The sequence below is a fragment of the Vibrio sp. M260112 genome, assembly GCF_036533775.1.
In the GTDB taxonomy this organism is placed as follows: Bacteria; Pseudomonadota; Gammaproteobacteria; order Enterobacterales; family Vibrionaceae; genus Vibrio.
In genome coordinates, this window is the sequence record NZ_JATABH010000012.1 from 41,442 (window position 1) to 68,335 (window position 26,894).

General features: G+C 45.1%; 23 protein-coding genes. 12 read left to right on the forward strand and 11 right to left on the reverse strand.

Translation table 11 applies throughout. From position 1 onward, the window contains the following. Positions 1–17: 17 nt before the first annotated feature. Genes QTN95_RS21245 through QTN95_RS07875 form a run of 3 tightly spaced genes read right to left on the reverse strand, consistent with a single transcriptional unit; the run spans position 18 to position 2,804 of the window. Complete coding sequence (locus tag QTN95_RS21245) at positions 18–668, reverse strand: CBS domain-containing protein (RefSeq protein ID WP_443088861.1); 651 nt, start codon at positions 666–668, stop codon at positions 18–20. Further along, positions 586–2,487 (reverse strand): EAL domain-containing protein, encoded by a 1,902-nt coding sequence (locus QTN95_RS07870; protein WP_443088862.1) that lies wholly within the window; start codon positions 2,485–2,487, stop codon positions 586–588. Before QTN95_RS07870 ends, QTN95_RS21245 begins: the two co-directional genes overlap by 83 nt. Positions 2,488–2,540: 53 nt before the next feature. Further along, positions 2,541–2,804 (reverse strand): hypothetical protein, encoded by a 264-nt coding sequence (locus QTN95_RS07875; RefSeq protein ID WP_331417055.1) that lies wholly within the window; start codon positions 2,802–2,804, stop codon positions 2,541–2,543. Between the two features lie 288 nt (positions 2,805–3,092). Here QTN95_RS07875 and QTN95_RS07880 point away from each other — a divergent pair, with 288 nt between their 5' ends. Continuing rightward, entirely contained in the window at positions 3,093–5,387 is a 2,295-nt protein-coding gene (locus QTN95_RS07880; protein ID WP_331417056.1) for a YgiQ family radical SAM protein, read from the forward strand. A 63-nt stretch (positions 5,388–5,450) separates the two neighbouring features. On the opposite strand, the gene serC is transcribed toward QTN95_RS07880, so the two are convergent. Next, complete coding sequence (gene serC, locus QTN95_RS07885; RefSeq protein WP_331417057.1) at positions 5,451–6,533, reverse strand: 3-phosphoserine/phosphohydroxythreonine transaminase; 1,083 nt, start codon at positions 6,531–6,533, stop codon at positions 5,451–5,453. Between the two features lie 124 nt (positions 6,534–6,657). Next, positions 6,658–7,923, reverse strand: a complete 1,266-nt coding sequence (locus QTN95_RS07890; RefSeq protein ID WP_331417058.1) for a DUF945 family protein — start codon at positions 7,921–7,923, stop codon at positions 6,658–6,660. Between the two features lie 173 nt (positions 7,924–8,096). Between QTN95_RS07890 and QTN95_RS07895 the strand changes: the two genes are divergently transcribed. The 3 genes from QTN95_RS07895 to QTN95_RS07905 all read left to right on the forward strand — a co-directional run bounded on the left by QTN95_RS07895 (position 8,097) and on the right by QTN95_RS07905 (position 11,276). Continuing rightward, positions 8,097–10,049, forward strand: a complete 1,953-nt coding sequence (locus tag QTN95_RS07895) for an ATP-binding protein (protein WP_331417059.1) — start codon at positions 8,097–8,099, stop codon at positions 10,047–10,049. Further along, a complete protein-coding gene (locus tag QTN95_RS07900) occupies positions 10,046–10,543 on the forward strand; it encodes a response regulator (RefSeq protein ID WP_331417060.1) in 498 nt (165 codons plus the stop codon). The genes QTN95_RS07895 and QTN95_RS07900 overlap by 4 nt, the downstream gene beginning before the upstream one ends. A gap of 166 nt (positions 10,544–10,709) precedes the next feature. Further along, on the forward strand, positions 10,710–11,276 hold the full coding sequence (locus tag QTN95_RS07905) for a hypothetical protein (protein ID WP_331417061.1): 567 nt from the start codon (positions 10,710–10,712) through the stop codon (positions 11,274–11,276). 90 nt (positions 11,277–11,366) lie between these two features. Here the strand turns inward: QTN95_RS07905 and QTN95_RS07910 are convergent, their stop codons facing one another. Next, positions 11,367–11,954: a TfoX/Sxy family DNA transformation protein gene (locus QTN95_RS07910; RefSeq protein ID WP_331417062.1), complete on the reverse strand. Its 588-nt coding sequence runs from the start codon at positions 11,952–11,954 to the stop codon at positions 11,367–11,369. Between the two features lie 347 nt (positions 11,955–12,301). On the opposite strand from QTN95_RS07910, the gene QTN95_RS07915 reads away from it, so the two are divergent. The 5 genes from QTN95_RS07915 to QTN95_RS07935 all read left to right on the forward strand — a co-directional run bounded on the left by QTN95_RS07915 (position 12,302) and on the right by QTN95_RS07935 (position 17,707). Next, positions 12,302–13,222 carry an HDOD domain-containing protein gene (locus tag QTN95_RS07915; protein WP_331417063.1) on the forward strand — a complete coding sequence of 307 codons (921 nt, stop codon included), beginning with the start codon at positions 12,302–12,304 and terminating at the stop codon, positions 13,220–13,222. A gap of 18 nt (positions 13,223–13,240) precedes the next feature. Beyond that, positions 13,241–14,146, forward strand: a complete 906-nt coding sequence (locus QTN95_RS07920) for a lysine exporter LysO family protein (RefSeq protein ID WP_331417064.1) — start codon at positions 13,241–13,243, stop codon at positions 14,144–14,146. Between the two features lie 113 nt (positions 14,147–14,259). Continuing rightward, positions 14,260–14,772 carry a hypothetical protein gene (locus QTN95_RS07925; protein WP_331417065.1) on the forward strand — a complete coding sequence of 171 codons (513 nt, stop codon included), beginning with the start codon at positions 14,260–14,262 and terminating at the stop codon, positions 14,770–14,772. A gap of 144 nt (positions 14,773–14,916) precedes the next feature. Next, the gene (gene panP / locus QTN95_RS07930; protein ID WP_331417066.1) at positions 14,917–16,563 is read left to right on the forward strand and encodes a pyridoxal-dependent aspartate 1-decarboxylase PanP; all 1,647 of its coding nucleotides are present in this window, start codon (positions 14,917–14,919) and stop codon (positions 16,561–16,563) included. Between the two features lie 289 nt (positions 16,564–16,852). After that, the gene (locus QTN95_RS07935) at positions 16,853–17,707 is read left to right on the forward strand and encodes a MurR/RpiR family transcriptional regulator (protein ID WP_331417067.1); all 855 of its coding nucleotides are present in this window, start codon (positions 16,853–16,855) and stop codon (positions 17,705–17,707) included. Positions 17,708–17,740: 33 nt separating this feature from the next. Here the strand turns inward: QTN95_RS07935 and QTN95_RS07940 are convergent, their stop codons facing one another. Next, the gene (locus tag QTN95_RS07940; RefSeq protein ID WP_331417068.1) at positions 17,741–18,994 is read right to left on the reverse strand and encodes an iron-containing alcohol dehydrogenase; all 1,254 of its coding nucleotides are present in this window, start codon (positions 18,992–18,994) and stop codon (positions 17,741–17,743) included. 266 nt (positions 18,995–19,260) lie between these two features. Here QTN95_RS07940 and QTN95_RS07945 point away from each other — a divergent pair, with 266 nt between their 5' ends. Both QTN95_RS07945 and QTN95_RS07950 read left to right on the forward strand, forming a co-directional pair. Next, positions 19,261–19,527, forward strand: coding sequence for a GrxA family glutaredoxin (locus QTN95_RS07945; RefSeq protein WP_138973298.1), 267 nt, complete (start codon positions 19,261–19,263; stop codon positions 19,525–19,527). Between the two features lie 187 nt (positions 19,528–19,714). Then, entirely contained in the window at positions 19,715–21,397 is a 1,683-nt protein-coding gene (locus tag QTN95_RS07950) for an aspartate:alanine antiporter (protein WP_331417069.1), read from the forward strand. A gap of 82 nt (positions 21,398–21,479) precedes the next feature. Here the strand turns inward: QTN95_RS07950 and QTN95_RS07955 are convergent, their stop codons facing one another. The 4 genes from QTN95_RS07955 to QTN95_RS07970 form a co-directional block, all read right to left on the reverse strand. Continuing rightward, a complete protein-coding gene (locus QTN95_RS07955) occupies positions 21,480–22,157 on the reverse strand; it encodes an ABC transporter permease (protein ID WP_138973300.1) in 678 nt (225 codons plus the stop codon). Between the two features lie 3 nt (positions 22,158–22,160). Continuing rightward, on the reverse strand, positions 22,161–22,901 hold the full coding sequence (locus QTN95_RS07960; protein ID WP_138973301.1) for an ABC transporter permease: 741 nt from the start codon (positions 22,899–22,901) through the stop codon (positions 22,161–22,163). A gap of 87 nt (positions 22,902–22,988) precedes the next feature. Further along, a complete protein-coding gene (locus QTN95_RS07965; RefSeq protein WP_331417070.1) occupies positions 22,989–23,759 on the reverse strand; it encodes an ABC transporter substrate-binding protein in 771 nt (256 codons plus the stop codon). A gap of 67 nt (positions 23,760–23,826) precedes the next feature. Continuing rightward, on the reverse strand, positions 23,827–24,597 hold the full coding sequence (locus QTN95_RS07970) for an ABC transporter ATP-binding protein (RefSeq protein ID WP_138973303.1): 771 nt from the start codon (positions 24,595–24,597) through the stop codon (positions 23,827–23,829). A 671-nt stretch (positions 24,598–25,268) separates the two neighbouring features. On the opposite strand from QTN95_RS07970, the gene QTN95_RS07975 reads away from it, so the two are divergent. After that, positions 25,269–26,816, forward strand: coding sequence for a DUF3360 family protein (locus QTN95_RS07975; protein ID WP_331417071.1), 1,548 nt, complete (start codon positions 25,269–25,271; stop codon positions 26,814–26,816). Positions 26,817–26,894: the final 78 nt, after the last annotated feature.

A 26,894-nucleotide genomic window follows, 5' to 3' on the forward strand; every position in this document is an offset into this window, starting at 1 on the left:
TAGCAGACTGAACAATTTTAGCCATTGGCGAAGTGTTTTAAAATGTCTTGATTGGTGACAATGCCCAAATACTCTCCCGAATCATTCACCACCAGCCAAGGGGGTTTTATGCCCGATTTGATGATGTTAGAAATCTCGCTAAGTGGTGTATGATGTCGAATAGTATGGAGGTTGGTTCGCATCACTCGGTTGAGTGTTTTTTTGCAAATCGACAAATCTTTACTGGTTTCAAGTTTTGTCCCTAATGTCGGTGACAAATGGTAATTGAGCTCTTCTCGTCCAACGACCCCAACGCACATTTTCCGATTTAGAATAGGAATGAAATCGATTCGGTATTGATCAGAGTTCAACAGTGCTCTCGCCCTTTCGATATTGTCATTGGGAGCAAGACTCGGAATGTGAATCTGAGTGATACTCAATATCCCAGACTGCCTTGCGTGCTCTGAGCTTGATAGGAACGATTCCAGTTTATCGTAATAACCCCATGCATTTTCTAATTGCTCTAAAGGCAATGGTTTAGAGAAAAAGTACCCCTGGATATAGTCCACGCCTAAACCGCACACCACTTTCAGCTCATCAAGCGTCTCAACGCCCTCCGCTACCACTTTTACATTCAGCGTATGTGCCAGTTGGGTGATCATTTTTACAATAAAGAATTTTTGTCCCATGTTTAAGGTCCTTAACAAACTCACGGTCAATCTTGAGAATATCGAAGTTGCAATCACTGAGGTAAGCAAAAGAACTGTAACCGGTACCGAAGTCATCGATCGCAACACTCACCCCTCTCTGACGTATATTTCTAATTAACGATGACTGTCGAGATTCACTATCGAAATAAGCACTTTCCGTTAATTCTATGGTGACCGTCTCTGGTCGATTCGCATATTGATGAATGAGAGAATCAGCACTGCGTAGTACTTCATCCACTGCTAGCTTAGTGTTTAACGAACGATTAATGGTTACACCTAGCTGGTGACCAAAACGTTCCTGAATAATATTCAAATCATGCAGTGCTTTCTTACCTACGCACCAATCTAGATCCGAAACCAAATCAAGGTCTTCCGCTATCATCACCATTTCTTGCGTATTGAGAATCTTACCGTTGTTCGCTTTAAAACGACTAAGCGCCTCAAACTTCACAATATCCCAATTTTTTACATCTATGATTGGCTGATAATAGACTTCTATATTTTGCGTACGGATCAGTTTCTCGGCCCACTCTTCCAGTTCTTTGCGGCGTAAAACCTCTTTGTGTAAAGCTCCATGGTAGAAGGTAATCTGTCCGCGCTGCTCTGAGGTTTGGTCCAACATCGCCTGTACGGCATGAGAGACCAGCAACTTGGGGTTATGGGTATCGTGGCCCAATACGGAAACCCCGACACTACCGTTAATGATAGCACTGTGTATGGTTCTCCCTGCCGACTGATTGAGAGAGGCAAAGAAGCGGCGTATGGCCTGATGAATCAACCGTATCTGAGCTGGACCCGTGACCTTGTCACACTCTAAGCAAGCGACGAAATGGTTACTACCTAAATAGCCAACAAACTTAGCAACCTTATTGTTGGTAAGATGTTCAGACAACATCGACTTGAGTTCAAAATCATCAACCGGTCCAAAACTTGGGCGAAAGGCGACCACCATATGGATATTGGGTTCAGCACTTTCCATCCATTGCTGGGTAATGGCGCGAACAAACTGCTTTTCAGTTGGCAATTGAGTGAGCAACTCAACGCCACCTAGTTCAACGTCGGCAATCCGGTAAAGATTGTTGGAAAGGTCAAGGTATACGCCAAGATAGAATATTCCCTCGACAAGGATAATTTTCTGTAAAGTTAAGTCTTGAGGGTAGGTTTTACCATGAGATGATTGAATAAGAACGACACCAGACCAACTGCCCTCCTTGTCAACTTGCTGCCATATCTTCTGATAAAAGCTACCGCTGTGCTTGTCCGAATTTAGCAGATCCATTGGTCGACCAACCAATTGTTGGTTACTGTAACTGGCATGTTCTAGGAAGTAATCATTGCACACCACGATGTTGCGCTGTTCGTCTGCCAAAACGACACCGTGATGAGGGTTATTAAACAGTTGTTCAAATAGAGCACTTAACGTTGATGTCGTCGCATGAACAAACAGTAACGGAGTCAGGGTTCCAGTTACAAGCCTGTGGCTTTCACCACGAAAACTTAACTCCGCATAGCAACACTGGTCATCACTAAGTTGTAAACAACAACAAAAACGATGTTTGCTCTGGTATTTACATGCCTGAGCCAATAGCTCTAACAGCTCCGTTTGATCGTGATAGCTCATGCACGGCAGTAGTACGTTGCCCGTTAAAGTAGGAAGGTCTGAATTCAGCAGTTGGCGACACAAATCTTCATCAATTTGCAGTTGATGATGCTCAGTATCCCACTGCCATTCTAGTTGCGTACTCGTTGTCTGCTCGTTTGCCTTAAAATCACGTACGGAGCCTAACTCCCTGTACATAGACTCATCCTATCGTTGAGCAATCCCTAATATTAAAGTTAGAACAAACTCAACTAAGTGACAGATTTATTATTAGCAAGGCAACTAAGCGCGGCTAGCGGGCCAACTAAACCTTTAAAATGACCATACTCATCAACTAAACACCAAGGGAACGGCCTGTTTTGTTTGACGAGACTCGCTACCTTGGATTGTGGGGTATGCCAATCAATTTCGCTGATAACGGGCAACATAATTCGGTTAGCAGGTTTGTTCCAGTATGCATGCTCCTTAGTAGACTCATGGTCGGTACCCATGTTTGATGTCAAATGCAGATTCATGCTTGGCCGGTCGATATACCCGACACAAATCTTGTTGGGCTTCTACACCCTCTGCTATCACTTTTAAGTTAAGGCGTTTCGCGAGCTGAATGAAAGCGACAACAATGAGATACCAACTGGTTCGGCTGAGTTGTATAAACAATACGTTGATGAGATAACACTTTAGTCAATCAGTTCCCGATCAAGAAAATCCTCGTCCGCGGTAGCTAAATAGACTTAGTTATAATGAGGTAGATAGTCGCCCTTCAAGTCGCTATAATTCGCGCTCCTTGGCACTGAGAGCAAAATATGTACAGCAATATCACTCCTATTCACGAGCACAAAAAATATTGGGCAGAATGCTTTGGCACTGCGCCATTTCTGCCGACCAATCGTAAGGAAATGGATGCCCTAGGATGGGACAGCTGTGACATTATCATCGTAACGGGTGATGCGTACGTCGACCACCCAAGCTTTGGTATGGCGATTATTGGCCGTCTTCTTGAAGCCCAAGGGTTTCGAGTCGGTATTATCGCTCAACCAGAGTGGCACAATAAAGATGCCTTCACTGCTCTTGGTAAACCAAATCTATTTTTTGGTATCACTGCTGGCAACATGGATTCGATGATCAACCGTTATACTGCTGATCGTAAGCTGCGCCATGATGACGCCTACACACCAAACAACGAAGGTGGCAAACGCCCAGACCGCGCGACACTCGTCTACTCGCAGCGCTGTCGTGAGGCCTACAAAGGGGTACCTATCGTACTGGGCGGAATCGAAGCCAGTCTGCGTCGCCTCGCGCATTATGATTACTGGTCTGACAAAGTACGCCGTTCTGTCCTATTTGACGCTAAAGCAGACATCCTGTTGTTTGGTAACGCAGAACGTGCTTTGGTCGAAGTCGCACATCGACTAGCGGATGGTGAAGAGATCACCAGCATGACCAACATTCGTGGTACTGCCGTCAGCCTTCCTGCAGAGCCAGAAGGTTACACAGTGATCGACTCTTCGCGTATCGAGAAGCCGCGCAAAGAAGCCTTTATTCCGCCTAACCCTTATGCGGTTGAGGAACAATGTGATACTAAGGCAAAGGCGCAAGAGTCTGAAGCCAAGCCGATTACGATCCGACCATCTCGTCACGATGCAGCTACGACAGCGGTACGTATCCCACCGTTCGAGAAACTCAACAATGACCGTATTCTTTACGCTCATGCCAGTCGAATCATGCACCTTGAAACCAACCCGTATTCGGGTCGTGCATTGATTCAACGCCATGGTGATCGCGAACTTTGGGTCAACCAGGCGCCAATTCCACTTACAACGGAAGAAATGGATTACGTGTTTGGGCTGCCTTACGCACGCGTTCCGCACCCAATGTACGGCAAAGCGAAGATTCCAGCCTACGATATGATTAAAACCTCGGTAAACATCATGCGAGGCTGTTTTGGCGGCTGTTCATTCTGTTCTATCACCGAACACGAAGGTCGAATTATTCAGAACCGTTCACAAGAATCGATTCTTAACGAGTTAGAGGAAATTCGCGACAAAGTTCCTGGATTTACTGGCACAATCTCCGACCTTGGCGGGCCAACGGCCAACATGTATCGCCTAGGTTGTAGTGATCCGAAAGCGGAAGCGAATTGTCGTCGCCCGTCATGTGTTTTCCCTGGTATCTGTAACAAACTGAATACCGACCATAAACACACGATTGATCTCTACCGTGCTGCCCGCAAAGTTCAAGGCATCAACAAGGTCATGATCGCGTCGGGCGTTCGTTATGATCTTGCGATTGAATCGCCTGAATATGTGCGTGAGCTGGTGACCCATCACGTCGGTGGTTATCTGAAAATCGCTCCAGAACACACCGAAAAAGGTCCGCTGGATTTGATGATGAAGCCAGGCATGGGAGCCTATGACCGTTTCAAAGAGATGTTTGAGAAATACAGTGCAGAAGCAGGTAAAAAACAATACCTTATCCCGTACTTTATTTCTGCACACCCTGGCACGGAAGACGAAGACATGCTGAATCTCGCGCTATGGCTGAAAAAGAACAACTTTGAATGTGATCAAGTACAAAACTTCTATCCATCGCCGATGTGTAATGCGACGTCTATGTACTACTCAGAGACCAACCCACTAAAACGCGTTAAATACAAAAAGCGTGAAGAGGTTCCTGTCGCTAAAGGTGAACGTCAACGTCGTCTCCACAAAGCATTGCTACGCTATCATGATCCAGCAAACTGGCCATTGATTCGTGAAGCACTCGTCAACATGGGTAAAAAGCACCTGATTGGTGACAAACCAGGTTGTCTGGTACCAGAGGAAGATATCGAGGCTAAAACCCCAGCTCAGCGCCGTAAGTCAGGTCGACACGGTTCACAACGTTTTGCCACTAAGCATACCAAGAGCCAACCTGGCTTTGAAAAACTGCAAGGCGAGCAACGTGGACAAGGCAAAGGCCAATCAGCGAATCATAAAGGTGGTTCCGCGCCAAAACGCAATGGTAAACCGGATAGCAAACCGAATAGCAACCGCGGCGGTAAGCCTGCGGCAAGTCACGCGGGTAAGCCACCAGCAGGACGTAAGCCAAAACGCCGCTAACAGCAGTTTCCAGATACAAAAAGGGCCTAACGTCGATTCGTTAGGCCCTTTATTTATTTTCGATTAAGCGTTTTCAGCTTCAAACTCTTGCATAAAGTCTACCAATGCCTGGACACCTTCTAATGGCATAGCATTGTAGATAGAAGCACGCATTCCACCCGCAACTCGGTGACCTTTGAGTGCCACCATTCCGCGCTCGGCTGCCTGCTGCAAAAACAGCCCGTCAAGCTCTGGCTTAGCTAGCTGGAAAGGAACATTCATACGCGAGCGGTTGTTCGGATGCACATTGTTAATGTAGAAATCTGAACCATCGATTTGATTGTAAAGCAGCGCCGCCTTCTCTTGGTTTACTTTTTCGACTTCAGCCACACCGCCCTGCTCTTTCAGCCATTTGAAAACCAAGCCAGACAAGTACCAAGCATAGGTTGGAGGCGTATTAAACATCGAATCTTTTTCCGCCAATACTTTGTAATTCATAAAGCTCGGAACGACGTTGCTCGCTAGCTCTAACAAGTCATCACGAACGATGGCAATACAGATACCAGCAGGGCCGATGTTTTTCTGTGCGCCTGCATAGATAACCCCATACTTAGAGACATCGATTTGGCGCGAAAGAATATTCGATGACATATCGGCAACAATTGGCTTGTCTGTTGTTGGTAAGTCACTGATTTCTATACCATCGATAGTTTCATTTGGACAGAAATGAACATATGCTGCATCAGGAGCGATTTGCCATTCAGAAGCAGGCAACACCGCCGTTTTACCGTCAATGTCTGTTTTCGCCACAAAAGTATCAACTTGGCAGTACTTTTGCGCTTCATCGATAGCGCTCTCAGCCCAGTAACCAGCATCAATGTAGGTCGCTTTGTTGGCTTCACCTAGCAAGTTCAGTGGTACGGCAGCAAACTGCGCTCGTGCTCCACCTTGGCAGAAAAGAACTTTGTAGTTGTTAGGAATGTTTAGCAAATCGCGGAGATCCTGTTCGGCCTCTTCCGCAACCTTGATGAACTCTTTACTACGGTGACTGATTTCCATCACCGACGTACCTAGGTCATTCCAATCGACAAATTCTTGTTGTGCTTTTTCCATCACCTCTTTAGGCAGTGCTGCGGGGCCTGCGCTAAAGTTGAAAACCTTGCTCATCTATACTTTCCTTGCATATGCTTCTATAAGAGATTGATCGATTAATACCATGTTTTTTGCTTGATAAAAAGCAAGAAAAGAGGTCTTAAGACCTCTTTTCTCTCTAAGCAATTAAATTTTGCAATTACGGCGTCATCAATGCGGGTAGAAGCAACGCCATTAGAGGAATTTGCTGCCCGTTAGCGAACACTAAATTACCTTCTTTCAGCTCCGCTTTAATCTGGTAGCCCTGGTCGGTTTCTTTAATCAGTTCCATCACCATCGCTTCATCAATGCCTTGCTGTATAAATGGGTATTGAGTAACTAAACCATTAGAAAAGAAGGTGTCTAGATCGCCAGTTAGCGCAGGCAAAATCATGGCTGGATTCTGTGTAACCTTGTCAGTCCCTTGAGGAACAGTTATCTGCCATTTAGACTCAAATTCACTCTCATCGCCTAACTTAACTGCCATTTTGTTCATTGCAAGGTAAAAACCTTTTGAGAATAAACTTTCCACATATGGTACCGCGGCATCAATGTCCTCATTGGTTGGCATTGGGTTGTTCTGATAGAGATTGATCAAATGCTCAAAAGCAACGCTATCTAAGCCGCCAAACGCTAGGTCAATTGACACGCTATCCACATCACCATCGACAGTCACTAGATCTCTTAAATCGACAACATGTTGGCTGCTGACCGTTTTTTTCACGTCGTCAAATGAGCTTGTGAAAGTATACTGGCTGTCGCTAAGGCTAAATAGCGGCGACTGATCCACATCTAGGATAGACGCTGCTGCCACTTTTAGCGTCTGTTCGCCAATCCAAAAGCTGTTAATTTTCTTTCCTTCACCTTGACCCGATAATCCAGAAAACAGCACTTTTTCACCGGAATTGAAGTCAACCTCTACCGACGGAACACTTAACTGATAGGTTAAATCACCCAATACGCTGATATGCCCTTTCAGCGTTGATGCGGTCACAGAAACAATAACCCCATCCGGACCCTCAGAAACCTGATTCCAGTTGGCCATTGATAAGACGTAATCGGTATTGCCGTTGAGTTGAGTGACTGTGTTTAAAGTCAATGGCAGTTCCGGCTGGTTATCTATGACCGATTCCGCTTTAAGATTAAATAAACCATGGCTTACATGACTAGTGAGCACAACCTCGATTGGCAAACCATCGACGGCAAGCTGCTCAGCCAACGTTGGATCAAAAACCGTATAGCGAGTTTTTACCGTAGATGACAAGTAGCCTCTGTCATACTCTACGATTTCTGCTTTTATGGAATCACTATTAAGGTGAGCGATACCATCACTAATAACGGCTTGTCCAATCTGACCGACAGCAAGTGGCCAACATAATCCAAGTACAACAGCACCGCCTATGGCAGCAATTTTTTTAAGTTCCATGGTATAAATTTCTTAAACTTCGATTTCATCCAGTCTACACGAAAAAACATTGAGATAAATCAGAGTATTGGCTTTCTATTAAAAACATCAGAAATTCTCATACCTAGCTCTCAATACATTTTTTTCAACCTTGATACAGTTATCTCTGTGGATTTTCAAATTGTAGCTTACTCGTGAATCATTTTGCCGTACTGTGTTTAGATAACAACCCAATTAGTATCGAGCAGTTGAGGCGTGAACTCAGCCCTCTTTCTGCCAAATTCGACCTGCATACCGCCGACTCACTCGACGAGGCTCACGCAGCGCTTGAGTATTGCCTAGAGCAGAACCAAACCGTCGCACTTGTCATTGCTAGCCACCATGAAAACTTCAACGGCGCTGACTTTCTTATCCAGCTCGACAAAAACAGTCACACCCAACGAGCACGTAAAATCTTAATCAGTTGCGGACAGGATATACAGGCTATCTTGTCAGCGGTGAATGATGGTCGGTTAGACCACTGCTTAACCAAACCGTTGCAAGACAATCTCGTTCACCAAATCGCGCAGAAAGAACTGACGACCTTTATTCTACAAAACGATAAAGATAACTTACTCGCGTATAGTATGGTGCTCGATCAGCATCGACTGCTACGTGCCCACATCGAACAGAAGATGCGCAGCTATCGAGAAGGTTTTATTACCGATCATCATAGCCTTTCCGATCAACAATTAGCCCAACAGGTCACCACCGCACTGCTGGAATTCTTTGCCGATCAAGATGAAAGTCGGGCGATAAGAACCTATTCACCGGACCACTTACTGACCAAAGAAGGTGAAGAGAACCAGTTCCTATGGTTCATAACCAAAGGTCAAGTTGCCCTGTATAAAAAAGATGATATTGGCCGACAAAGAGAAGTGGTTAGACACTCACAGGGAAATATTGTCGGTGGTATGTCTTTTGTGACCGGAGAACCTTCATTCTCAACCGCAGTCACACTCTCACAGACTGAAGTTATTAAGTTAGATCGAGAAGTGTTTGGTAAGGTCATGCACTCCAATATGACGCTGTTACCACTCTTTACTAACTTGCTGCTTCGCCACTTTAACCGCCGACTACAGCGCAGCATTAACACTAAATTAGAGTTACAAAAAACGCTTGAATCCTTAGAGCTTGCCCACCAGCAACTCATTGAACGTGAGAAGATGGCAATGTTGGGGCAACTCGTCGCAGGCGTCGCCCACGAACTCAACAATCCAGTTGCAGCAATACTGCGCGGCACCGACCTATTGACCGAAAAGATGCAACATCTGGTCGACGTTCATTCGATTGATGACATTGGGCTCGAAGGTATCTCAGTCCTCAAACAAGGGCTGACTCAACGCCCGCGTTCAACCGCAACCGAACGAGCCATCGTTCGCGATGTTGAAGCTTTAGTCAACCACCGAAGAATCGCTAAAAAACTGGTCAAACTCGGTTTAGAGACACAAACCAATTGGCACGATCTTGCACAAAAGGATCCTGAACGAGCCTTAGAGCAACTAGAAAAGTTAGAAGATTACTATCTGGCGGGTTCGACGCTGCGCTCCATTAATGTTTGTGCTGGAAGAATCGCAGACATGGTTAAAAGCCTCAAAGGGTACGCGCGACCAGACGACGAGCGCTTTCATCTCGCTGATATTCGCGAAGGCATCGAAGACACACTGACCATTTTTGAGAACAAACTCAAATTTCATTCAGTTGAGCGTCATTATGCTGACATTCCGACCATTCAATGCCTACCGATTGCATTACAGCAAGTCTGGACCAACCTCATTTCCAATGCCATTGATGCTTTTCCCCAACAAGGTGTATTGAGGATTGAGACCCAAAATACCCACAACGCAGATCAAGACTGGGTTGTGGTGACATTTACCGATAACGGCTGTGGTATCCCCCACTCTGTTAAGAAACAAATGTTCGACCTCAACTTTACCACCAAGAAAGAAGGCAATTTTGGCTTGGGTATTGGATTATCTGTCTGCCAGCAAATTGTCCATCAGCACGGCGGTAGAATTGAGGTCGAGTCTGTTGAAAACCAATTTACGTCAATGTCAGTTTGGCTACCCTGCCGTCAACTGGCTATTTCGCCAAGGAGTCCCGAATGAACAAATACCTAATCTTATGTGTCGATGATGAACGAGAAGTATTGGACAGCGTCATTCAAGACTTAGACTGCTTCGAAGAGCACTTTATACTCGAACCGGCTGAGTCGGTAAAAGAGGCTAAGGATATCATCCATGAAGCACAGCAAGAAGACGTAAAACTGGCGCTGATCTTGTGTGACCACATCATGCCTGAGCAAACGGGCATCCAATTTCTTATCGAGTTGAATGATGACCCTCAAACCAAGGCCACGCGCAAGTTGCTCCTAACCGGACAAGCGGGTTTGGAAGACACCGTTGAAGCAATCAATCACTCCTGCCTAGATTTTTACATTGCTAAACCTTGGCGTGGTGATGAGCTACGCAAAGTGATTAAAGACCAGTTGACTACCTATATCATCGACAACGAATCTAACTTGATGCCTTGGGCGTCGGCTTTAGATACTGAAAGAGTGTTTGAAGCTATGGCTAAAAATCGCCTCGAATTTGGTGAATAAATAATCATTTATGGCACACAGATTGCTTATAGGTATAAATAACGACAAAACAATGACATTTTTATAGTGACCATTGCTATGATGCATTATCATGTCGTAATTAATGTCATAGCGCTTGTGTCGCTAAAGGCCAAGGAAATTAACAAGATATAGGTTTATCGTCCATATGCGTAAAACAATCTTAGCTGCAGCTTTAGTGCTTGCATCCGGTCAATCATTTGCTCAAACCGATCCAAATAGCCCTGCGGTCATGAGTAACTTCAGTTATGACTACTTAGAAGCTCGTATCGGTGCTAGTCCTGTAACTTTCGGTACGGCAATGAGTAAGTCAATCCACCCTAACGCTCACGTTTTAGGTCGAGTGGACTCTGAGTTCGAAGGTGACTACGACGCAGCAGCAGGCTTCGGTTTCCATGCTCCAATCAATAACTGGGCCGACTTTACTGGTGAAATGCTTCTTCGCCTTGTTGACACAGGTGATCAGGGCCGTAACGGTTACAGTCGCGGAACCAACACAGGTATGGAACTGAATTTAGGTATCCGCCAGTGGTTAGGTCCACAACTAGAAGTAGGTGGTAAAGGTGGCTATGTCTCAATTGATAATGACGACAAGTGGATTGGTTCAGCCTACGCACGATTCCACTCTACAGAGCTATTCTCTCTAGGTGCTGAAGCGCGTATCAATGACTTCTACGGTGATCAGCTAATGTTCACTACACGTTTTAAATTCTAATAGAACGTAATTGTTAAAAAACCGAGGCACTGCCTCGGTTTTTTATGCAAATCCATTTGCTTTGAGCGAACACTTAAAGTGACGATTAATCTAGTGGCAGTTAGCCAATAATTGACGCTTGCGTGGTTCCTGAATCAGTTTCCAATGAACCCCTTCGACTGCACCGGCAAACTTCCACAGTAGCTTGACATCTACATCACTGCCATAAGCTTCTTTGACACGGCTAAATACTGCTGCTGCACCGAGTTCTAGGAAGGTATCAACATCTTCCACGCCGGCTTTTTTAACCATGCGCTCTAGCGTCAACTGCATATTAGGTAAATCTCTAAGGCGACGATTAGCAGAAGAACGTTTGTATTTACGTTGTGATACAGAACACTTGATGGATTGCTCGACTAACTCTTCGACACGTTCAAAGTTATCAACAAAAAGTGAGGTAATGTCGTAGTAGTTAACGGTCGCTGTCGTCTGTTTTTTAACGTGGCGATACTTCTCGCAATTAAGAGCTCTTAACTCTTCGTCGAGTGCTTCAGCACCACGGATGAAAATTTTATTCGCGCTAAGAAGAGCGAACATTGCGTCGTCTTTGAATAACCCAGTACCACCAAACATTGATCGCTTCTGGAAGTCACCAAATTTCTTAACATATTGAATAAATTGTTGCTCTGTCATATCCATTGATCCTCAATCAAAAACCCCGATTAGTAGTAATCACCAGATAGCAGCAGTTATAAGCGAAAGATAAAAACACACTCGAGCAGTTAATTTTTTTGTTTGAGCTAGAGTGATAACAACAAGAATGATAGTTAACGAAACGAAATAAGTCTGGGCATGCGTCACATCAATTGCATGAGAAAGGGTTAATTCTGGATTAAGTGTCACAATTTAGTACTTTACGTCCTTTGAGTAGCATAGATTTCACAATATCCAGTGTCACAAAACCTATCAATATAAGTAATCTATTGTTTGCCAAAGTGCGTAGGAAAAAGCTACACTGCGTAGGACAAACCAACCTTCTAGCACTTATGAATCACCTATCATTTTATTGGCTACCGCAGAATAATGAGCTTTTAATTAAAGGCATCGAATCTGAGTTTTCAGTTCTTATTGAACACTCAATCAAATCGCGGAAGATATCACTGCCTCCTATCCCTGATGTCGTATTAAAGATCCAGCAATTATGTTCGCAAGACTCCACAGGTATTGCTGACGTCGCTGATAGTTTGTTGGAAGATCCTGGCCTCGCAGCCATCGTTATTCGCGTCGCTAACTCAGTCATTTTTAATCGCCGCAATATCACTTGCACCGACTTAGTTACCGCGGTATCTCGTTTGGGCATTTTACGCGTACGTGACATAGTGACTGCTCAGGCAATTGAGCAGCTAAAGCATTCGATCAACCTAAGCCCTTCATGCAACAGAATGCTGGTGCAGAGCGCTGCAAACTCACGAGAGCTTGCCGCCACTATGGTTCTCGTTGCTCGTGGATTTAAAGAATCAGAATCACCAAGATATCAACATATCGAAACTGACAAGGCACTTCTGGCAGGTTTGCTCGCCGATATCGGCTTATTCTGCATTATTAGCGAATATCATAGCTACCTAGAGCAAGGAAATTACCTTGACGAAGAGATTGCTTTTCAGGTGTTCGATCGTCAGTGTTCTAACGCAAGTTCGCTAGTTCTTGAAAGCTGGGGCTTTGACAATGACTTCCTAGAAGTTGCCTCAAACCAAACCAAAACAAAAACTGACCTAGCAGTGACTTACCTTGATATCGCTAGAATTGCTAATCATATACTAATGTTCCGTCGTCAAGACGAGCACATAGATGAACACACTGTAGAATTTGATGTAACAGGCGCGGATATACTGTACAAACTCAGTAATTTAAGTGATATTGAGTTCAATACTCAAATAGATGAACTTATTAGCGCAAGTGGTTTGTAACCACGAACAGGAAGTATCATGTTTTCAGGGATGTTATTTATCTTTGCCCCACTTGTGGTGGGGTACTTCATTTCTATATCTAAAAAGTCACTCCTAGATAAAATCAACGCCACAACATCAAACCTTATTTACGTCATTCTGGCGCTAATGGGCTTGAGTTTAGCGGCACTGGATAATCTCGGTCAGAACCTCCAATTGATTCTAAAGACGACGGCGGTGTTTTTTACCTGTCTAAGTTTAGCGAACTTGGCGGTACTGCCATTGTTCGACAAATGGCTACCCATTCATACCGATGCCAGTAATACCAAGTTGCCGCTTTCTGCTATGGCGATGGAATCTGCCAAACTGATTTTGGTTGTCGGCGGTGGACTGGTCATCGGCCTTATGCTGTCAATCGATCTTAGCTGGGTTGACACTGCAAGCGAATGGATTCTCTTTTTACTGCTATTTTTTATTGGCATCCAACTGCGAAATAGCGGCCTCACTCTGCGCCAAATTCTTCTTAACAAGCAGGGCATGGTCATCGCATTGACCATAGTCGCAAGCTCTATGATCGGCGGTGTTATTTCGGCTCTGATCCTCGATATCGACCTCTATCGTGGCCTCGCTATGGCATCTGGTTTTGGCTGGTACTCTTTAGCCGGTATTTTGATGGGTGATGCTTTTGGTCCAGTGTATGGTGGGGCGTCATTCATGATAGAGCTCTTACGTGAGCTGATTGCGTTAGTTCTGATCCCTTTGTTTATTAGAACCCGTCCGTGTACTTCGATTGGTTATGCCGGGGCAACCGCGATGGACTTTACGCTACCAGTGATTCAGACAACCGGTGGGATTCGCTGTGTACCCATTGCTATCGTAAGTGGATTTATTCTTAGCCTTCTCGTGCCCATTTTGATGCTTTTCTTTGTCTCACTTGCAGGCTAGATCGCAGGAATCGACAAGAAAGTTATTTATATTGGCCGCTTACAAGCCATTAATTTTAGAAAGCACTAAATTAGAAAATATTAGTATAATAATTATCTTCAAAAGGAATCATTATGAAACGTACGATTGCTGCACTGCTACTCGCCGCCACCTCAACAATAGCCGCAGCCGCAGACAACTCCTGCATGTCACAAAAATATGATGCGTACATTGACGCTTCTCTGCACTGGTATGAAGATTTATCTCAGCTTACCGCTGAGCAGTACCCAGAGTTGAAAGAAGTCAGCGAATGGTTCCTTAAAGGGCGTAAAAACCACTTCGAACTCAATCGAGCAGCAGTTCATTACTACCTTAAAGAAGATCCTACAAAAGTTGCAACCGCTCAACCTGTCGAAGCATGGTTACAGCTCGAACAGAAAGATATTAAGGTACTCGCCTCTCGCAGCGACGAACTTGGACAACTTGCTCAGATCACTTTCGCAGATCGCCAAGCGACGCCACATGAGAAAAACTACCAGCTTCGTTCTGCTTTCGCTGATCTACTCAGCCATCCAACCAAAATTGATTCAGCCCTTAAACGCTACAATGAATCAATCAAGAATCTAGAAGCCATCAATTGCCAATAGTCACAGCTATTGCAGGGGCTTTGGCATCATCTCAGTGCTTAGCCCCACCAAACACCAACAATCTTTAATTAAGACGGGACATTGTTCCCGTTTTCGTTTAGATTGTCCCGCTTGCAACAAGAACGATTAGAGCAATGAAGCTGTATGATACCGGAACAAAAAACGGCTGATGTGAGTTTCGAGAGCTTACTCCGAATTTTCACAGTACCTGAAGGGCCTGACTCAACGCTAACCAAAATCGACGAAGAGCTTTCACGCAACTTGAATAAGTTTCTGCGTGAACATATCGTAACAGAAGAAAAACCGCTGCGAGACATCGAAAAAGACTTCTCTCGAGCTTCTATACCTGAGCAACCTGAATTTGTCTCCGACCACACTCAGCACCTGCTGGATACGTTAGTTTCCCACTCTGTCCATACTTCGGCGCCTAGCTTTATCGGTCATATGACGTCGGCACTGCCCTACTTTCTCATGCCACTGTCGAAAATCATGATTGCTCTCAACCAAAACTTGGTAAAGATTGAGACTTCAAAAGCCTTCACGCCACTGGAACGTCAAGTCCTTGGCATGTTGCATCGTCTGATTTACGGGCAAGATGACCACTTCTACGCACAATGGATGCATAGCGCAAACCACTCTCTGGGCGCGTTTTGCTCAGGTGGTACAATAGCGAATATTACGGCTCTTTGGGTCGCACGTAACAACGCTCTAAGAGCGCAAGGCTCTTTCAAAGGCGTTGAGAAAGAAGGTCTATTCAAAGCCATGAAGCATTATGGCTACGAAGGGCTAGCTGTCTTGGTGTCTGAACGCGGTCACTACTCACTGAAAAAAGCGGCGGATGTATTGGGCATCGGTCAAGAGGGATTGGTTGCGGTTAAAACTGACAGCAACAACCGAATTTGCCCAGCGGCCTTACAACAGAAGATCATCGAACTTAAAGCGCAGAACATCAAACCGTTTGCGGTAATTGGGGTCGCAGGAACCACTGAAACTGGCAACATCGACCCGTTACGCGCCATCGCTGAGATCTGTAAAAAAGAAGAGTGTCACTTCCACGTTGATGCAGCGTGGGGGGGAGCGACATTGATGTCTAACAATTATAGACACTTATTGGATGGCGTTGAATTAGCAGACTCTGTCACCATCGACGCACACAAACAGCTATACATCCCAATGGGCGCCGGCATGGTTCTGTTCAAACAACCTGATGCGATGAAGTCTATTGAACACCACGCACAGTACATTTTGCGTAAAGGTTCCAAAGATCTTGGCAGCCATACATTGGAAGGCTCTCGCTCCGGAATGGCGATGCTGGTGTATGCCGCAATGCATATTATCAGCCGCCCAGGTTATGAGCTGCTCATTGACCAAAGTATCGAAAAAGCTCGCTACTTCGCCGATCTTATCCATCAGCAACAGGACTTCGAACTTGTTTCTGAGCCTGAACTATGTCTGCTTACTTATCGATATTTACCCGCGCATGTCAAAGCTGCACTCAAGCTCTCAACGGGTAAACAAACTGAGCAGCTCAATGAATTGCTTAACGAATTGACCATGTTCATTCAGAAGCGTCAACGTGAAACAGGCAAATCATTTGTCTCACGAACACGCCTTAACCCTGAACAGTGGAATCACCTTAACACGATCGTTTTTCGTGTGGTGCTCGCTAACCCACTCACCGTAAGGGATATTCTTAGTTCCGTTCTTGAGGAGCAAAGAGTTATCGCGACTCAAGTACCTAACTTGATGGCTAGGATTGATGAGCTATGTACAGAAATCGTTAATCATTAGCCGTAAACTGAAACTTTCTTTCTGGAAAAGTGTAATTTCCCTATCAACATAGGCTTCAGATTTTGTTTTTTTCGCTCAGGATGTGATTTCTGTAGTTTAGACAAAATTTAGTTTGAGGCTTGTCATATAATAGCCAATTGACAGATAGAAATATTGCCGTAAACCTTTGGCTTAGGTTTATACTGGTCGCATGGCGCCGGATTGCACTTACCTTTTGGGAAACTGGTTGTTTCCTATCATTAATTACGGGTATATCTGGTAAGTTGTTCTCTATACCCTCGTGAACACTATGAATACATTAGAAAAAATTCAAAAAAATCTAGAAAACTTTAGTAAGTCAGAGCGTAAGGTCGCCGAAGTTATCATGGCCTCCCCTCAGACTGCGATTCATTCTAGTATTGCTACACTGGCTAAGATGGCTGACGTAAGTGAGCCAACGGTTAACCGTTTTTGTCGTCGCTTGGACACTAAAGGTTTCCCTGATTTTAAGCTTCACTTAGCACAAAGCCTTGCTAACGGAACACCTTATGTAAACCGCAATGTTGAGGAAGATGATGGTCCAGACGCCTACACGCATAAGATTTTTGAATCTACTATGGCGTGTTTAGACGTAGCCAAAAACAGCCTTGACCCAATGCAAATTAACCGTGCAGTTGATCTTCTGACTCAGGCGAAGCGCATTTCATTTTTCGGATTGGGTGCATCATCAGCAGTAGCAAAAGATGCTCAAAACAAGTTTATCCGTTTCAATATCCCAATCACCTGTTTTGAAGATATCGTTATGCAGCGTATGAGCTGTATTAACTGCACTGACAATGATGTGATCGTACTGGTTTCTCACACTGGTCGAACTAAAAGCCAAGTCGAGATCGCGAACCTTGCACGTGAAAATGGGGCGACGGTAATCGCCATTACGGCTAAGGACTCGCCGTTAGATAAAGCCAGCTCTTTGTCTATTTCACTAGATGTCCCAGAAGACACCGATGTCTACATGCCAATGGCAAGCCGCGTGGTTCAAATGACCGTGATTGATGTTTTGGCAACCGGTTTTACACTGCGTCGTGGTTCTGGTTTCCGTGAAAACCTCAAACGCGTTAAAGACGTATTGAAAGATTCTCGATACGACAAGCTGTCACAATTTTAACTAGAAACGGAGCGTTTAACGCTCCGTTTTTTGTTAGCTGTTTTGCAAACGTCCCTCATCCAGTTTATCTCCACCTAGCCTGACCACACTGGCTTCACACTGGTGTTCAAATGGTCTCTCCTCTTGGCAGGAACCATCGCACTGACATACCTGTTGTAGGATATGCATCAAACGTTCTTTGGTCAGCGGAAGAGGATTGCCTCTTATTGCCACTGACTTTAACGCATCTTCAGCAACACTTTCGAATGATGTTGTACAAACTCCAAACTGGTCGAGTTTTGGTAAACCTAACCGATCAAGCATCATGTTGACCCATAATACCGAATCTTCGCGGCAAGCATTGACACGCCCAGAGACAATACTCGCTATCTTAGCGTAGCGATCCAACACATCATCTCGTCCCGCACGTTCTGCGGCATGAATATTCTCCAACATCACGTAGGGCGCGAGACGGGCGGTGATAATACTATGAGGGGCATTGAGTTTGCCGCCCAAAGCGGATGCCAATCCATGTGCCGCACCCAGTTTGGCATTGGTGACCGCCATGCCGCCCAGCATAGCAGCAAACGAAAGATCCGATCGAGCGGAATGTTGATCGTTTAAGCAGGCAGCAAGGATAGAGTTACTTAATCTGCGCAACCCCTCTTCACAGATCATATCGGTCAGCGGATTTGGCTGCCCACATACATAGGCTTCCATCAGATGAGTGAAGGCGTCCATTGCTCCCCGAGCTGACGTTTCAACATCGGTACCATAAGTCAAAGTAGGGTCGACAATTGCCACATCAGCTAACATATCGGGGCTTCGTAAGCTTACCTTAACCTTGTCTTGCCCTGATCGAAGTACTGCATTTCGCGTCACTTCCGAGCCGGTACTGGCGGTAGTTGGTATCGCAATGAATGGAATAGGCTTCGACTTGAGTGGAACATTGCGTCCCACGACCTCAACATAGTCATACACATCACCTTGGTTAGGAATGATAGCGGCAAGTGCCTTGCCCATATCGAGAACACTCCCTCCGCCCATCGCGACCACCATGTCTGGCCTAAATTTACGACCGACTAATGCGGTCTCTTCTACCATTGTAATGTTGGGCTCACCACGGATGGCAACATGCTGATAGCGCATGTTTTGAGAACTGAGATATTGAATAACGGGAGAGGCTCTACTGAGATTTTTACTTGTTACTAAGAGTACGCTGTAACCAAATTGATTCAGTACAGACAATGATGACTGCAGTGCACCTTCACCAAAGATGATTCGCGTGGAGGTCATAAATTGAAACATGTTCGGCCTCTCCCTGTCACACCGGCCCAATGAGATTGCACCGATTTGCCACTAATTAATTTGACCAAGTGCAATTTGTAGCAATTAACCTTAAAAAATATATGGCTTTATCGACACAAAGCACAGGTTTCATAGCTAAATATAACTGACTGGGTTCAATTTTTGTTCGATAGATTTCACCTATTGAAACAACAGGTAAATGCCACTTTATTTCCGCCATTGGATCGGGCATAGTTGCAGTTAACAAATTACAGGAGAAAGAGAATATGTTCGTAGTTATCTTTGGTCGCCCAGCTTGCCCATACTGTGTTCGCGCAAAAGAGCACGCAGAAACACTAAAAGCACAGCGCGATGACTTCAACTACCGCTACGTTGATATCCACGCAGAGGGTATCTCTAAAGCAGACCTAGAAAAAACCGTAGGTAAACCTGTTGAGACTGTGCCACAAATCTTCATCGACCAAGAGCACATCGGTGGTTGCGATGACTTCGAGGCATACGCTAAAGAACACCTAGGCCTATTCGCCGAGTAATAAATCCGTTTTTAAAAAGCCGCGTCTAACGCGGTTTTTTTTGTTTCTATTCTGTTTGCAACCGCAGTCATATTGTTCTTAACTCTACTCAACAATAAATTGTCAAAATTTTCACTTATCTTTTGGCAATATTCAGATACAATTCGCTGACATCACTTACTGCCCGGCACCAACACAAGAATTGCCCGTGAACATTGACATCGTAACCTTGCTCGAACAGAACCCCATTCTTCTTATTTTCGTTGTCCTAGCGATAGGCTTAGGTATTGGTAAAATCCGCTTTGGAAGCCTTCAATTGGGCAACTCCATTGGTGTGTTGATTACATCGCTCATCATGGGACACCTCGGTTTTACCTTTAATGCTGACGCATTAACTATCGGATTTATGTTGTTTATCTACTGTGTTGGTATTGAAGCAGGCCCTAACTTCTTCGGTATTTTTTTCAGAGACGGTAAGCATTACTTCATTTTGAGTATGGTAGTGCTGTCCACTGCCCTTTCGATCACCTATTTTGCCAGCCATCATCTGGGATTAGATTTCGGTCTATCAGCAGGCATGATGGCGGGAGCCCTGACTTCAACGCCTGTGTTGGTAGGTGCCCAAGACGCACTCAATTCTGGTTTAGCGACCACACCAAGAAATATGGACTTTGCTCAGGTGATCGAAAACCTTTCTGTCGGCTATGCGATGGCTTATCTGATCGGCTTGATCAGTATGATCATGTTTGCCAAGCTTCTGCCAAAACTGCAAAAGCAGAACCTTTCCGACTCAGCTCAACAAATTGCGCAGGAACGCGGTTTAGGGGGGTCTGGTCAGCGCAAAGTTTACTTGCCAATTATTCGTGCTTACCGCGTTGGTCAAGAGTTGATTAACTGGATTGACGGTAAGAACTTACGAGAACTCGGTCTTTATCGTCAAACCGGTTGCTACATTGAGCGTATTCGCCGTAATGGTATCCTCGCCCATCCTGATGGTGACGCTATTTTGCAAGAAGGGGATGAGATTGCTCTCGTGGGCTTCCCAGATAGTCACGCCCGGCTCGATCCTAGCTTCCGCAACGGTAAAGAAGTCTTCGATCGCAACTTGCTAGACTTGCGTATCGTCGAAGAAGAGATCGTCGTAAAGAGTGATGCGATTGCCGGCAAACGTCTTTCTGATTTGAATCTTTCCGAATACGGCTGTTTCCTAAACCGCGTGGTTCGTGCTCAGATTGAAATGCCGATGGATTTAAATATCGTTTTGACGAAAGGTGATGTGCTTCAGGTCAGTGGTGAGAAAAGTCGTGTCCACGGCTTAGCTGAAAAAATCGGTTTTATCTCAATCCACAGCCAGATGGCTGATTTACTCGCGTTTTGTAGCTTCTTCATTCTCGGCATTATGTTTGGTTTAATCACCATGACATTCGGTCAAGTCTCGTTTGGTCTCGGTAACGCCGTAGGATTGCTTCTTTCGGGTATCACACTCGGTTTCTTGCGTGCTAACCACCCAACATTTGGCTACGTACCGCAAGGGGCGCTAAATATAGTCAAAGACCTAGGCTTGATGTTCTTTATGGTCGGAATTGGTCTGAGTGCGGGTGGTAAGATGTTCGAGCATCTTTCTCAGGTTGGGGTTCAAGTAATTGGCCTCGCCTTCCTAGTCAGTGTCGTCCCCGTTGTACTGGCTTATTTGGTTGGCGCCTACATTCTAAAAATGAACCGCGCACTTCTGTTTGGTGCCATTATTGGTGCCAGAACCTGCGCACCGGCGATGGATATCGTTAATGATTATGCCAAGTCAACCATCCCTGCCTTAGGCTATGCCGGCACTTATGCGATAGCCAATATTTTGATGACTCTGGCTGGTACGATACTGATCATTCTCAGTTAACGTTCTGTGTTACACGCCGGCACATCACGGCGAAACCCGAACTCAAATAAAAACGGCACCTTTCGGTGCCGTTTTTCTGTCATTAGCTTAATGGTCTCAAGTAGGCTAAGAAGCGTTTCTCAGCGTACTTAAAGCAGCCTAAGATAATAAAGGTTAACGCCATGTAGAACATTCCAGCTGTTAGGAAAGATTCAAACGGGGCATAGTAGCGAGAGTTAACCAAACGCGCTGCACCAGTTAAATCGACGATCGTCACGATACCAGCAACGGCACTACCATGAAGCATAAAGATCACTTCATTACTATAGGCAGGAAGGGCACGACGTAAAGCACTTGGCAAAATGATGCGGCGATAAGTCATAAACGCACTCATGCCATAAGCTTTAGCCGCTTCCACTTCACCCTTAGGCAGACCATTGATTGCGCCGCGGATAATCTCAGCAGTATATGCTGAAGTATTAAGCACAAAAGCGACCAATGCACAGAACCAAGCGTTCTCCCATAAGGTGTCTTTGACTGGGAAAAACTGGTCCATACCATAGTAAATTAGGTAAAGTTGAACCAGTAACGGTGTGCCACGGAAAAAATAGATGAAAGCCCAGCTCGGTCCGTTTATTAGGACATTATGACTGTTGCGTGCCACCCCAAGTGGAATCGCCACAATCAATCCAATAATCAAAGCCACACCAACCAACCAGGCGGTGGTCATTAATCCATCAAGATAGATGGGGAAACTATCTAAAATCAGTGAAAAATCCATTCTTTACCTCGCATGAATACTGAATTTGCGCTCTACCAGCTTTAAGAAGCCCGTTGAAACACTGGTAAAGAATAAGAAAATAATCGCTACCGCCATGTAGAAGGTAAATGGCATTTTCGTCGAACCAGCAGCCAGTGAGCTCATACGAACCATATCCTCAAGACCGATAATTGACACAAGTGCCGTTGTCTTGAGCAAAACGAGCCAGTTGTTACCAAATCCTGGCAAGGCGTGACGAATCATTTGCGGTAAAAGAATACGACGGAAAGCCAATACAGAGCTCATACCGTACGCTTTGGCAGCTTCAAGTTCACCGGAGTCAACTGCCATGATGGCACCACGGAACGTTTCTGCCATATAGGCGCCGAAAATGAATCCGATAGTGAGAACGCCGGCCACAAATGGGCTGACATCAATGTAATCTGGTAAATATGACGTCCACTCATGACTTGGGTCACTTGCCGCAAACCATTCGTTTAGTGTTTCGTTGATGGAGTACAAACTGTTGTTGAGAAGAATTTGTCCACCAAAGAAGATCAACATCATGAGAACTAAGTCGGGAATACCACGAATCACCGTGGTGTATAGAGTGGCTATTGCTCGAGCCCAGCGATAAGGGGCCATTTTGGCTAATGCACCTAGCATACCTAGAATCATAGCCAGCAATAATGACAACAGAGCGACTTCTATGGTCACTACGGCCCCTTTCATAATAGAGGCTTCATATCCTTGTAAATCCAGCATAGGTAAGTTCCTGGTCCCTAAACTTTATAGAAATCGACCGTTGGCTACTACTCCTAGGAACAAGAACCAACGGTCGTTTAGCAACGATTACTGACCGTAAACGTCGTAGTTGAAGTATTTAGCCGCGATTTCTTGATAAACACCCTTCTCGCGTAAAGATAGGATGGCTTGGTCTAGCTTCTTGGTCAGATCTTTATCTTGCTTGCGAAGTGCGATACCAAAACCTTCACCGAACCATTTAGGGTCAGTTAGCGATGGGCCTACGAATTCGTACCCTTCACCACCCGCTTTGTTCAGTACACCTTCTTCAAGAGCAGAAGCATCACCAAGAACTGCCGCTACACGACCGTTTGCAAGGTCAAGGTAAGCTTCATCGAAAGAACCGTAACGAACGATTTCTACTTTGTCGCCGTAGTTATCCGTTAGGTATTTGTCGTGAGTTGTCGCACGCTGCACAGCAATCTTCTGACCACTTAGGTTGTCAAAATCAAGGCCTGCACCTTTCTTAGCAATAAACTTGTTAGGGATAAGTGCGTATTTACCAGTGAAGTCAACTTTCTTCTTACGCTCTTCGGTAATAGACATTGCTGCGATGATGGCATCGTATTTACGTGCTAGTAGTGAAGGAATGATGCCATCCCAGTCTTGAGCAACGATCTTACATTTCACTGCCATTTCCTGACATAGAGCGTTTGCCATATCTACGTCAAAACCTTTCAGTGAACCATCGGCTTCTGTCCAGCTAAATGGAGGGTAAGCACCTTCAATACCGAAGCGAACTTCATTCCATTCTTTCGCTTGTACTGCGCCAGTCACAGCGGTAGCTGCCAGTGTTGCTGCTAATAACCACTTTTTCATTTCCATACTCCTGTGATTGTGATTTTTATATGTAACTTATGTGTGTTTGTCTGCCGCTAAACGGCTATTAGTAAATTGATGAGATAAATTGCTTTAAACGCTCAGAATCAGGGTTTGTAAATAGCTTCGCAGGGTCGCCTTGTTCCTCAACCAATCCCTGATGCAAAAACATCACATGGTTAGAAACATCGCGCGCGAACGCCATTTCATGAGTGACCACTAGCATGGTGCGTCCCTCTTCTGCTAGGTCGCGCATTACGCCTAAAACTTCACCGACTAACTCAGGGTCGAGTGCCGATGTCGGCTCATCGAACAGCATCACTTCTGGGTCTACGGCAAGTGCGCGTGCAATGGCTGCTCGCTGCTGCTGACCGCCCGATAGATGACCTGGATAATAATCTTTGCGTTCATATAGCCCTACTTTTTTAAGCAGCAGCTCTGCATTTTCGATCGCTTGTGCTTTAGGCACGCCTAACACGTGAACCGGAGCTTCAATGACGTTTTCCATGACTGTCATATGTGACCAAAGGTTGAACCCTTGGAAAACCATAGCAAGTCTGGAACGAATTCGTTGCACCTGTCTTTCATTGGCAGGAACAGCCTCCCCTTGGCGATTGTTTTTCATCTGGATTAATTCCCCGTTAACCCAAATTTCACCAGCAGTAGGTGTTTCAAGAAGATTGATACATCTTAGAAAAGTACTTTTTCCTGAACCGGATGAGCCGATAATGGAAATTACGTCCCCTTTGTGGGCTTCCAATGAGATGCCCTTTAAAACTTCATTTTGTCCAAATGTTTTGTGCAGTTCTTTTATATCCAGCGCTGGTACATCTTTCATGCGCTCATACTCCCTGTCTTTATTATGACCAATCATTAATAGTATTCACGATTGGTTGACTGCTGGGTTCCACCCACATTGCGGTACAAACTAGCACTCCCCTGAGCAAGTTGCAACAAATTATTAACCTATAAATCAGCAATATATAGCCACTTTATATGATTAATAATGCATTTAATAGTTAAAAGCGCTCCATATTTCGCATAAAACGCCCGACAATACAGATAATATCCAAATTGTCAGTATTAACATTTTTATAAAAACAAGATCTAACTCAATAAACGATCTTTACCCCATTCGCCTTCAACTCGTAAAGGGTTGAGGTCGCTAGTAAACCTTACGTTATGAAATTTTATTTCAGTGAAACTGATTACAAGCTCGCAACTAATTGCAGCTTGTGTAGTTTTCTTTCACAACCTTTCATAAAGTGATCTAAATCAATCACTCTTTAGGGTTAGCAAGTTAAACTCGCCTCAATGCTAAAAGTCTCAATAGAGGTACTTTTCGCAATAAATCCTCTATGCTTTAGCACATCAAGCATGAGCTACAGCGAGGTAGGCCGGGATTCAATTGCAGGAAGCTAAACCAGGTTTTTACAGAGCGGACCGTCTCAGAACAATAATCTGGTCCCTCTTCGCAGATTTACTAACTATTTAGAATATGAGGAATCTATGTCAGACGCAGTCAATAAACCGCACTCTGATTCGGATATCGAAAACAAGAGCTATCAAGAGCTGCACCGCCCAGCTTCTGAGTTTGAAAGCCGTTCAGACTACCTAGACCACGAACTGCAAATCATGAAGCCACGCCGCTTCGGATTAAACCTGCCTGGTCGTGATTTCCGCTTTGAGCTTGAAGACTTGGTACCCGCTCTAGCCGGTACTATTGGTATTATCGCGATGTACTCTGCGGTAATGATGTCTTGGGCTGAAGGTCTAACCGCTGCTTGGGACCACGTTAACCTTGGCAAAGAGTTTGCTATCGAAGTGGCTCGAGTAGAAATGCTGATCCCAGCATTACTGTTCTGTGTTCTCGCTTCTGGTTTCATCAACCCGAAAGCAAACCTTGCCGGTAACCACGGCCCAATGATCCCTCTTATCGGCACCATCGCATTAGCAGGTGCGCACCCTCTTGCATTGGCTATCCTAATTGGTATCTTTGGCTTACTTCTGAGTTTCCTAAAAGGTGGCTCCAAGTTGGTCAACCTGACTTCAGAAGGTACGGCCGGTGGCCTACTGATCTTCCTCGGTCTGACCGGTACTATGAGCCAAATCAACTCTATTCAGACATGGGCTGTGGGTCTTCAGTCTGACACGGTTTCCGCTGGTAGCATGGGCTATGTTGGCCTTATCGTACTTGCCGTCACTATTGCGCTGTATGCTTTCCTAGCTAAAGTGAACAAGCGTTGGTTGGCTATCCCTGTTTGTGCATTTACTGGTCTAGTGATTGCGCTTGTACTTGGTGCTGGCTTCGATATTAAGTTCGTGACTGAAACTGGTCTTCCAAACCTAAACCCAGTTTACTGGTGGGGCAGCACAGAGCAAGGTTGGATGCTTGGTCTACCAAACATGGAACACTTTATTGCATCACTTCCGTTTGCCATTCTAGCGGTTGCTATGTGGTCACCTGACTTCCTAGGTCACCGTATCTTCCAAGAACTGAACTACCCTAAAAAGACTGAAAAAGTACTGATGGACGTAGATGACACTATGACAATGTGTTCAATTCGTCAGATGGTAGGTACAGCAGTGGGTGGTGGTAACATCACATCATCTTGGGGTACTTACATGATCCCAGCTGCCATCGCTAAGCGCCCTATTCCTGCTGGTGCGATTTTGCTAGGTTTGTTGGTTATGATCATTGCGATTCTTGGTTTCCCTATGGATATCGCTGTATGGCCTCCAGTAATGCGTGTTGCTCTTCTTGTCGGTGTCTCACTTCCGCTACTTGAAGCGGGTATGCAAATGGTTAAAGATTCTAAGGACTCTCAAGCTGCAGGTATCTGTATCTTCGGCTCGGCTGTTGTTAACCCTGTATTAGCTTGGGCACTAACCATGCTACTTGATAACAACGGTCTGATTGGTGATAAAGAACGCGCAGCTCGTCTATCGTTCGTCGATAAGATCGTGATCCCAGTAGGCGTGCTGGTTATCTGTCTGATCGCTATGCTTGCAGTAGGTATGCTTGAAGGCCAATACGGCATCGCAGCGTTCCTATAATGCAAACAGATGTTGAGAGCCGGCCTCGGCTCTCAACTTTTTTTTAGTGACAAGTTATTTTTTAAAAAATAATTTAAA

What these genes read in the sequence shown, in the direction of transcription:
- QTN95_RS21245 (WP_443088861.1), bottom strand. Translation starts at nt 668, where the DNA reads ATGGGACAAAAATTCTTTATTGTAAAAATGATCACCCAACTGGCACAT.
- QTN95_RS07870 (WP_443088862.1), bottom strand. Translation starts at nt 2,487, where the DNA reads ATGTACAGGGAGTTAGGCTCCGTACGTGATTTTAAGGCAAACGAGCAG.
- QTN95_RS07875 (WP_331417055.1), bottom strand. Translation starts at nt 2,804, where the DNA reads ATGAATCTGCATTTGACATCAAACATGGGTACCGACCATGAGTCTACT.
- QTN95_RS07880 (WP_331417056.1), top strand. Translation starts at nt 3,093, where the DNA reads ATGTACAGCAATATCACTCCTATTCACGAGCACAAAAAATATTGGGCA.
- serC (WP_331417057.1), bottom strand. Translation starts at nt 6,533, where the DNA reads ATGAGCAAGGTTTTCAACTTTAGCGCAGGCCCCGCAGCACTGCCTAAA.
- QTN95_RS07890 (WP_331417058.1), bottom strand. Translation starts at nt 7,923, where the DNA reads ATGGAACTTAAAAAAATTGCTGCCATAGGCGGTGCTGTTGTACTTGGA.
- QTN95_RS07900 (WP_331417060.1), top strand. Translation starts at nt 10,046, where the DNA reads ATGAACAAATACCTAATCTTATGTGTCGATGATGAACGAGAAGTATTG.
- QTN95_RS07905 (WP_331417061.1), top strand. Translation starts at nt 10,710, where the DNA reads ATGCGTAAAACAATCTTAGCTGCAGCTTTAGTGCTTGCATCCGGTCAA.
- QTN95_RS07910 (WP_331417062.1), bottom strand. Translation starts at nt 11,954, where the DNA reads ATGGATATGACAGAGCAACAATTTATTCAATATGTTAAGAAATTTGGT.
- QTN95_RS07915 (WP_331417063.1), top strand. Translation starts at nt 12,302, where the DNA reads ATGAATCACCTATCATTTTATTGGCTACCGCAGAATAATGAGCTTTTA.
- QTN95_RS07920 (WP_331417064.1), top strand. Translation starts at nt 13,241, where the DNA reads ATGTTTTCAGGGATGTTATTTATCTTTGCCCCACTTGTGGTGGGGTAC.
- QTN95_RS07925 (WP_331417065.1), top strand. Translation starts at nt 14,260, where the DNA reads ATGAAACGTACGATTGCTGCACTGCTACTCGCCGCCACCTCAACAATA.
- panP (WP_331417066.1), top strand. Translation starts at nt 14,917, where the DNA reads ATGATACCGGAACAAAAAACGGCTGATGTGAGTTTCGAGAGCTTACTC.
- QTN95_RS07935 (WP_331417067.1), top strand. Translation starts at nt 16,853, where the DNA reads ATGAATACATTAGAAAAAATTCAAAAAAATCTAGAAAACTTTAGTAAG.
- QTN95_RS07940 (WP_331417068.1), bottom strand. Translation starts at nt 18,994, where the DNA reads ATGTTTCAATTTATGACCTCCACGCGAATCATCTTTGGTGAAGGTGCA.
- QTN95_RS07945 (WP_138973298.1), top strand. Translation starts at nt 19,261, where the DNA reads ATGTTCGTAGTTATCTTTGGTCGCCCAGCTTGCCCATACTGTGTTCGC.
- QTN95_RS07955 (WP_138973300.1), bottom strand. Translation starts at nt 22,157, where the DNA reads ATGGATTTTTCACTGATTTTAGATAGTTTCCCCATCTATCTTGATGGA.
- QTN95_RS07960 (WP_138973301.1), bottom strand. Translation starts at nt 22,901, where the DNA reads ATGCTGGATTTACAAGGATATGAAGCCTCTATTATGAAAGGGGCCGTA.
- QTN95_RS07965 (WP_331417070.1), bottom strand. Translation starts at nt 23,759, where the DNA reads ATGAAAAAGTGGTTATTAGCAGCAACACTGGCAGCTACCGCTGTGACT.
- QTN95_RS07970 (WP_138973303.1), bottom strand. Translation starts at nt 24,597, where the DNA reads ATGAAAGATGTACCAGCGCTGGATATAAAAGAACTGCACAAAACATTT.
- QTN95_RS07975 (WP_331417071.1), top strand. Translation starts at nt 25,269, where the DNA reads ATGTCAGACGCAGTCAATAAACCGCACTCTGATTCGGATATCGAAAAC.